Origin of the sequence: Streptomyces sp. NRRL WC-3618 (assembly GCF_001280005.1) — a bacterium.
Taxonomy (GTDB): domain Bacteria; phylum Actinomycetota; class Actinomycetes; order Streptomycetales; family Streptomycetaceae; genus Streptomyces.
On sequence record NZ_LGDW01000493.1, the window covers coordinates 25,205 to 32,243 of the forward strand.

General features: G+C 70.6%; 6 protein-coding genes. 1 reads left to right on the forward strand and 5 read right to left on the reverse strand.

Annotation, left to right across the window (positions count from 1 at the left end; genetic code table 11):
- Positions 1 to 74 precede the first annotated feature (74 nt).
- The 5 genes from ADL01_RS40055 to eccD form a co-directional block, all read right to left on the reverse strand.
- Positions 75 to 560 (reverse strand): type VII secretion system-associated protein, encoded by a 486-nt coding sequence (locus tag ADL01_RS40055; RefSeq protein ID WP_053747023.1) that lies wholly within the window; start codon positions 558 to 560, stop codon positions 75 to 77.
- 126 nt (positions 561 to 686) lie between these two features.
- Positions 687 to 1,010: a WXG100 family type VII secretion target gene (locus ADL01_RS40060; RefSeq protein WP_053747024.1), complete on the reverse strand. Its 324-nt coding sequence runs from the start codon at positions 1,008 to 1,010 to the stop codon at positions 687 to 689.
- A 75-nt stretch (positions 1,011 to 1,085) separates the two neighbouring features.
- A complete protein-coding gene (locus tag ADL01_RS40065) occupies positions 1,086 to 1,427 on the reverse strand; it encodes a WXG100 family type VII secretion target (RefSeq protein ID WP_053747025.1) in 342 nt (113 codons plus the stop codon).
- A gap of 111 nt (positions 1,428 to 1,538) precedes the next feature.
- Complete coding sequence (gene eccB, locus ADL01_RS40070; RefSeq protein ID WP_053747026.1) at positions 1,539 to 2,993, reverse strand: type VII secretion protein EccB; 1,455 nt, start codon at positions 2,991 to 2,993, stop codon at positions 1,539 to 1,541.
- 149 nt (positions 2,994 to 3,142) lie between these two features.
- The gene (gene eccD / locus ADL01_RS40075) at positions 3,143 to 4,543 is read right to left on the reverse strand and encodes a type VII secretion integral membrane protein EccD (RefSeq protein WP_053747027.1); all 1,401 of its coding nucleotides are present in this window, start codon (positions 4,541 to 4,543) and stop codon (positions 3,143 to 3,145) included.
- Positions 4,544 to 4,900: 357 nt separating this feature from the next.
- On the opposite strand from eccD, the gene eccCa reads away from it, so the two are divergent.
- Positions 4,901 to 7,039 (forward strand): type VII secretion protein EccCa (eccCa, locus tag ADL01_RS40080; protein ID WP_063783643.1); only part of this gene is annotated, 2,139 nt, incomplete at its 3' end.

Here is a 7,039-nt window from a genome sequence, read left to right on the forward strand (position 1 = left end):
CGACTACGGAAGGGCTACAGAAGGGCTACAGGACGACTAGCGGGACGACGACAGGACGACTACATGGGGGATGGTCAGTCCTTCTTCTCGCCACCGGGACCCTCGGACAGGATGCTGTCCACGTCTTCGAAGAAGTTCACGAACTTCTTCCCGTCGATCTTGTCCAGGCTCTCGTCCTGGGTCTTGAACATCTTCAAAAGGGTTTCCTTGAGGTCGTCCTCGATCTCGCCGAAGAGCTCCCCCTGCTGTTTGAGGATCGCGTTCACCTGCGTGATCAGCTCGTTCAGCTTCGCCGTGACATTGCCGCCGTTGGTCCGGCCGGCGGTCTCGCTCGCCATCGTTCCGATCGCGAGCGGCTTCACCTGCCCGTCCAGGAAGCCGGCAGCCGTCTTTCCGCCCTCCGCCTCGAGGTCCGCCAGGGCCGGCACCAGCACCCCGTCCACCGGGGAGTTGCCCTCCAGGCCGATCTTCCTGATCTCGTCCTTGAACGGGATGATGTCGTTGTCGATGAAGCTCTGCAGCCACGACTTGTTCAGATTGACCGTGGGAGTGGTCGCCATCTGGTACTCCTCCTGTTCCTGCGTCCGTCAGGTCCCGCCCCGCCGTGAGGGGGACGAGGAGACGGCCGTCCGCGGGGTGTGCACGCGGACGGCCGCCGGGGTGGGTGTGCCGCCGCCCTCACGTGGTCAGGCGCCGCCGATGCGCACGCTCTCCCAGAGTTGCGTCAGGGACTTCTCGCTGTACTGGTAGCTGTCGGACACCTCGTTCAGCAGGGCCGAGTTCTCGCCGAGAATCCGCTCCATCTCGGAGACGGCGTTGTTCCACGCCTCCTGCTTCTTGCCGTACACGTCCTTGTCCTCGCCCTCCCAGGTCTCCTTGAGCTGCTGGAGCTCCGCGTCCAGGTTGGTGAGGATGCTGTCGATCGCCTTGGTCTGCTGGACCATGTCGTCGGCGGCGTTGTTCATGTGGGAGTAGTCGACGTAGATGAGTCCGTCGGTGAAGTCGGGCATGGCTGTCCTTGTCTCGAGGCGGTCGTGTCAGGGGCGGAGGAACGCGGCGCGGAGCTGTCCTACGACAGACAGGCCCTAGCCGCGCAGGGCCTCGAAGATCGCTTCGGACCGGCTGTACGCCTCCTGGATGGACGAGTTGGCCGAACCCTGCTGCTGACCCTGCGCCTTGAGCGTGTCGTTCAGCGTGTCGATCATGTTCTGCAGGTTGTTCGAGATGATCTCCGCCTGCTGGTCCCACCGCTCCAGGAGCTTCTGGAAGGCCCCGCCGTCGCTACCCGAGTAGCCGGAGGAGAGATTGTGCTTCATGTTCTCGACGTCCTGGCGGCATCGCTGAACGCCCGAGAAGGCCTGCTCCAGGGCGGTGACACCGTTCCTGGTGGCATCCGCCTGTGACTGCTGCTTACCTGTAGGTGCCATGGATCTGGGCCTCCTGGAATTCTAGTGGTCCAAGTGAGCGTAGACATGGGTGAGTTGCTCCACCAATGATGGACGTCACTTTTGCCCTTCCGGTTGGGTGGTAGGGGCAAGTCATGGTCGGCTGCCTTCGCAGCGCGGCGCCGTCGTACCGCTCTCGCCCACCGCCGCGGCCTCCAGGCTGAGATCGGGACCGGTCGGCAGCATCGCCAGCAGCGGCGAGGGAAGCCCGAGCGCCTGGCCCTCCGTGTAACCGAGCGAGGCCAGCGCCTTCGCCGTACCCACCCGGTACTTCATCCCGGTGTCCGTCACCAGGTAGAGCGTGCCGCCCACCTGGCTCCCGCCCGCCCCGAGGGCCCGCACCAGCGCACCGCCACCGGGCCGTACGGTGATCCGGGCGACCGGCAGACAGGCCGGTGTCAGCCCCTCCGGCGGCGCCTGCGCGGCCGGGCCCAGGGCCGCCGCCGTCTCGAGGGCCACACTGATCCGGGGGCCCTGCGCACCGGTCGTGATCCGTACACAGGCGGTCGTGGCCTCATCGATGCCGACCACCTCCGGCGGCGCCTCGGGCAGATTCGTGTTCTGCGGCAGTTCGCTCGACCCCGGGACCAGCCGGCCGTTCAGCGCGTCCGCGCCCAGTACGGCGGCCTGCGGCGCCCGGCCCTCGTACACCTTCTCGCGGGTGTCCGGGTCGCCCAGCACCAGCGCGGCCGAGGTGGCGGTGAGCGGGGTCAGTCCCTCGCGCTCCAGCAGGTAGTAACGCTCGGCGGCGCCCGGCACGGTGACCCGGAACACCTCGCCGATCCGGGTGCTCCGGCCGCCCAGCGACGGTCCGGCCGCGCCCTTGTCCGTCACCGGCGGAGGGTCCAGATCCGGGCCGGACGGCAGGGAGTTGAGGAACGCCGCCGACACCGCCGTACGCGGAGTGGAACCGTAACCGAGGGCCTCGCGCGCGTTGGAGTTGGCGAACAGGAGCAGTTTGCTGCCCCGCCACACCAGATAGTCGGCCTTGTCGGGCCCGGTCACCAGCAGCGCCTGGGTGGCGGGCAGGCCGGGTGCGTCGGACCGCGCGCCCACCGCGAGGGTGGTGCCGGTCGAGCCGGATCCGGTGCCCGAGCACACCTGCCACGGCCCGGCGTCCAGGTCGCCGGCGCCGGGCAGCGCGTCGGGGGCGCCGTCGATGCCGACCGGCGCCCCGTGCGGGGTGTCACGCAGCGACGCGGAGCCGACCATGGACACCTTCATGTCGGCGCCCATCAGCAGCCGGGCCGAGGAGTAGTTGCGCACCGGCCGCAGCCGGCCGCCGAGATAGAGATAGCGGGAGCCGGTGTCCTTGTTGACCACCAGGGTCCCGCTCGCCTGCCAGGAGTCCTTGGTGCCCGGCTTGAGCAGACCGAGGACGAACGCCCCGGCCGAGAGCAGCACGGCGATCAGCACACCGATGACCACCCCCCGGTTGGTCCGGCCCTGCGGGCTCTCCGGGGCGTCCGGGTCCGCCCGCAGCATGCTCGAGGTCAGCCGCCCCATGACGAACATGTGCGCCTGGACCTGATCGCGTCTGGACTGCATGACAGCCTTGGTTCCCTTTCGGTTCGGCCGTTTCGGGTCCGGCCGCGTACGGCCGGTGGTGGAGCGTCAGTCGGTCGTCGGTCGGTCGTGGGTTGCTAGTCGTCGGTTTGCCGGCCTCCGGTCACCGGCCGCTTGAACGGAACGGTTCGTCAGCCGTTCATGGACCGCAGTGCCCCGTACACGCCGAGCACCCACAGGCCGAGCGGCAGCAGACTGATCGCCAGGGCCGAGTGGAGCACCTCGCCGATCCGCCCCCAGTACGGCACGAGCCGCCGCCCGGGTACGGTCCACGAGGCGATGGCGAGCCCCGCCGTGGCCGCCAGCAGACCCGCCGCGCACACCAGCCGCGTCCCCGGCGAGGCCTGCGGAACGGAGACGACGACCAGCGCCAGCAGACCTGCCACGCCCGGAACCACCAGCGACAGCCGCTGCCATACGTTGCCCAGGCCCCGCGCGTGCAGCAGAAGCAGCAGGGACAGCACGACCGCCATGACCGTCTCGGGCAGATCGTTCTCCCGGGCCAGCACCGCGAGACAGGCCCACGCGACCACGCCCACCGCGCCGTACAGCGAGGTCATCCAGCCGTCGGCGAGCACGGCCCGGGACGCCACCGTGGCGGTGGGGTGCGGTTCGATGCCCTCCTGCAACTGCTGGGCGTTGGTGGGCAGCGGCGGCATCCGCATCCCCGACATCCGGAACGACAGCGTCGGCACGAACGCCCCGAGGACCACGGCCCCGACCGCGAGAACCCCGGCGACATGCACCGGCGGCAGATCCGCCGCGAGCATCAGTACCGCCGCCAGCGCCCCGAACACACAGACCACGGTGACGCCGAGGAACAGCGCCGCGTACGAGGCCACGACCGCCAGTGCGAGCACCGCGCCGCCCGCCCCGGCCGCCGTCGCCGCGAGCAGCCGCGAACCCAGCACCTCGTGGAGCTCCGGGCCCTTCAGCGCGCCGCCCGGCAACAGCCAGCCGGCCAGCGCCAGATACGGCGCCACCATGACGCCGAGCGCGGCTCCGGCGCCCGCGTCACCGACCGCCCGGCTCGCCGCGCCGGCCCCCGCGAGCAGCAGCAGCCCGGCGGCCATGGCGAACACCGCGCGGGGCGCCGCGGAGCCGCCCGGCAGCGCGACCAGCAGGATGCCGGCCGCGAGCACCGCCAGCGCGATCCCGAGCAGCAGCCACCGGCTCACCGTGGGGCTCCAGCCGTGCGGGCGCTGTCGCATGGTGGTGGAGATGCCGTCCACCAGGTCGTCCAGGTGCACCTCGGGCAGCGCCTCGGTGCGGGGCCGCAGGAAGAGCGTCTCGCCGTCCCGGAGGCCGTACGAGTCCAGGGTGCGTTCCTCGTCCAGCGGCTCGCCGCCGAGCCGCTGGAGCACCCAGCCGCCGTGGTCGATCCCGGTCTCCTCGAGATCGTCGCCGCCGTAGCCGAGGACCGCGGGCAGCAGGTCCGCGACGGGCACGTCGGCGGGTACGGCCAGATCCATGGTCTTGGCCGGGGCTCGTACCGTCAGCCGGCACAGCTCCGCCATCTGAGTGTCAGTCATCGGGCTTGCTCACGCTTCTTCGAAGGTGCTTTCCGTGGCCTGGAGGGGAACGCCGGATGACGTCCCGCCGAAGGTCGCGCCGGGCCGGTCCTGTTCAGGTGGTCACGAACTGGCCGTGGAGGACCGGTCGTTGGCGTTCGACATGACGATCGTAGTATCAGATGCACGGCGGGCTTCAGCCGCCACCGGGACAACAGCGGGCCCCGGCCCACCGCCGGCCGCCCTCAGGCCCCGTCCCGCCGGGCTCCGCCCGCCCAGCAACCCCCGTAACCCGCCGAAGTCCTCGCAAGTCCCCCGCAAGTCCTCGTAGCCCTCCGCAACTCCCCGCAAGTCCTCGTAAGGAGAAGCTCCTTGAGTGTGGTCCTGTTCCGCCGCCCGGCCCGGCGCCGAGGCCCGGAGATGCCCGACGGGGAGCTGAACCTTCAGGAGCCGCCCGCGCTCCCCGAGGTGGTGCCCGACTCCTCCGCCGTGTGGACGTACCTCCCCATGGCGATGATGTCCGTGTCCATGATGTTCATGTTCATGCGGCCCGGCATGACGCGGGGCAGCGGCGGATTCATCTATCTCGCCCTGGGGGTGATGGTCGTCGCGGCCGCGGCGATGATGGTCGGTCAGGCGATGCGCCGCAGCAGCGAACGCAAGCAGCGGCTCAAGGGCGAACGGCGCGACTATCTGCGCTACCTCGGCCAGATCCGGCGCAAGGTACGCGGCGCCGTCGTCGACCAGCAGCGGGCGCTCGCCTGGCGGCACCCCGAACCCGCCGCCCTCTGGGCGATGGTGGGCACCACCCGGCTGTGGGAACGCCGCCCCCGCGACGAGGACTTCGGCGAGGTCCGGGTCGCGGTCGGCGAACAGAAACTGGGCCTGAAACTCACGCCGACGTCCACCAGCCCCGTCGAGGACCTGGAACCGCTCGCCGCGCACGCCCTGCGCAGCTTCATCCGCGCCTACGCGACCGTCCCCGAGCAGCCCATCGCGATCTACCTGCGGGCCTGGGCCCGGGTGCTGTTCCGGGGCGACGAGGACCGGATCCGCACGGTGGCCCGCGCCGTCCTCGCCCAGCTCGCCACCTTCCACTCGCCGGACGACCTGTGGATCGCGCTGTGCGTGTCCGACGAACGGCGCGCGGACTGGGAGTGGACCAAGTGGCTCCCGCACGCCCTGCACCCGCACGACACCGACGGTGCCGGACCCGCCCGGATGACGTTCTCCGCGTTCGGCGAGCTGATGGACTCCCTCGGCGCCGAGTTCGAGGAGCGGCCCCAGTTCGACCCGGACGCCGTACCCGGCCGGGAGGAGCCGTTCATCGTGATCGTCGTGGACGGCGCCACCGTCCCGAGCGGCCACCGGCTCGAGGGACCCGGCTTCCGCAACACCGTCGTACTGGACCTGTCCGGCGCGCTCACCTGGCGGCCCGGCCGGGTCACCCTCCGCTTCGACGTCACCAAGGACACCTTCGGGCTGGTCCGCACCGACCGTGACCGCAAGGAGCAGACCACCGTGCTGGGCCGCCCCGACGGCCTCGGCGTGGTCGGCGCGACGGCCCTGGCCCGCCGGATCGCCCCCTACCGCATGGGCCTGGGCACCGGCACGGACGCCGCCGAACCGCTGTCCACGAACCTCGAACTGACCAACCTCCTCGGCATCCCCGACCTGCACCGCCACGACCCCGCCAAAATGTGGCAGCAGCACACCGGCGCCGCCCGGCTGCGGGTGCCCATCGCCGTCGGCGTCGACGGACAGCCGGTGGAGCTCGACATCAAGGAGTCCGCGCAGGGCGGCACCGGACCGCACGGCATGCTCATCGGCGCCACCGGCTCCGGCAAGAGCGAACTGCTGCGCACCCTCGTCCTGTCCCTCGCCCTCACCAACTCCTCGGAGACGCTGAACTTCGTCCTCGTCGACTTCAAGGGCGGCGCCACCTTCCTCGGCCTCGACGAACTCCCGCACACCTCCGCCGTGATCACCAACCTCGCCGGTGAGGCCGCGCTCGTCTCCCGTATGCAGGACGCCCTGCACGGTGAGTTGATGCGCCGTCAGGAACTGCTGCGGGCCGCCGGCAACTACACGTCGGCACTCGACTACGAGAAGGCGCGCGCCTCCGGGGTCCCGTTGCAGCCGCTGCCCAGCCTGTTCGTGGTCGTCGACGAGTTCAGCGAACTGCTCGCCGCACACCGCGAGTTCATGGAACTGTTCGTGATGATCGGCCGCCTGGGGCGCTCCCTCGGTGTCCACCTGCTCCTGGCCTCCCAGCGCCTCGACGAGGGCCGTATGCACGCGCTGGAGAGCCATCTGTCGTACCGGGTCGGCCTGCGGACGTTCTCCGCGATGGAGAGCCGCGGCGTGCTCGGGGTGCCCGACGCCTACCAGTTGCCGCCGCAGCCCGGCAGCGGCTTCCTCAAGTCCGGTGTGGAGGAGCTGACCCGCTTCCGCGCCGCGTACGTCTCCGGCCCGTACGAGAAGCGGGGCGGCGGCGCCCACCAGGTGCGGGTGGCC

Excerpts from the sequence above, each read along its gene's own strand:
- ADL01_RS40055 (WP_053747023.1), bottom strand. The coding sequence starts at position 560 with ATGGCGACCACTCCCACGGTCAATCTGAACAAGTCGTGGCTGCAGAGC.
- ADL01_RS40060 (WP_053747024.1), bottom strand. The coding sequence starts at position 1,010 with ATGCCCGACTTCACCGACGGACTCATCTACGTCGACTACTCCCACATG.
- ADL01_RS40065 (WP_053747025.1), bottom strand. The coding sequence starts at position 1,427 with ATGGCACCTACAGGTAAGCAGCAGTCACAGGCGGATGCCACCAGGAAC.
- eccB (WP_053747026.1), bottom strand. The coding sequence starts at position 2,993 with ATGCAGTCCAGACGCGATCAGGTCCAGGCGCACATGTTCGTCATGGGG.
- eccD (WP_053747027.1), bottom strand. The coding sequence starts at position 4,543 with ATGACTGACACTCAGATGGCGGAGCTGTGCCGGCTGACGGTACGAGCC.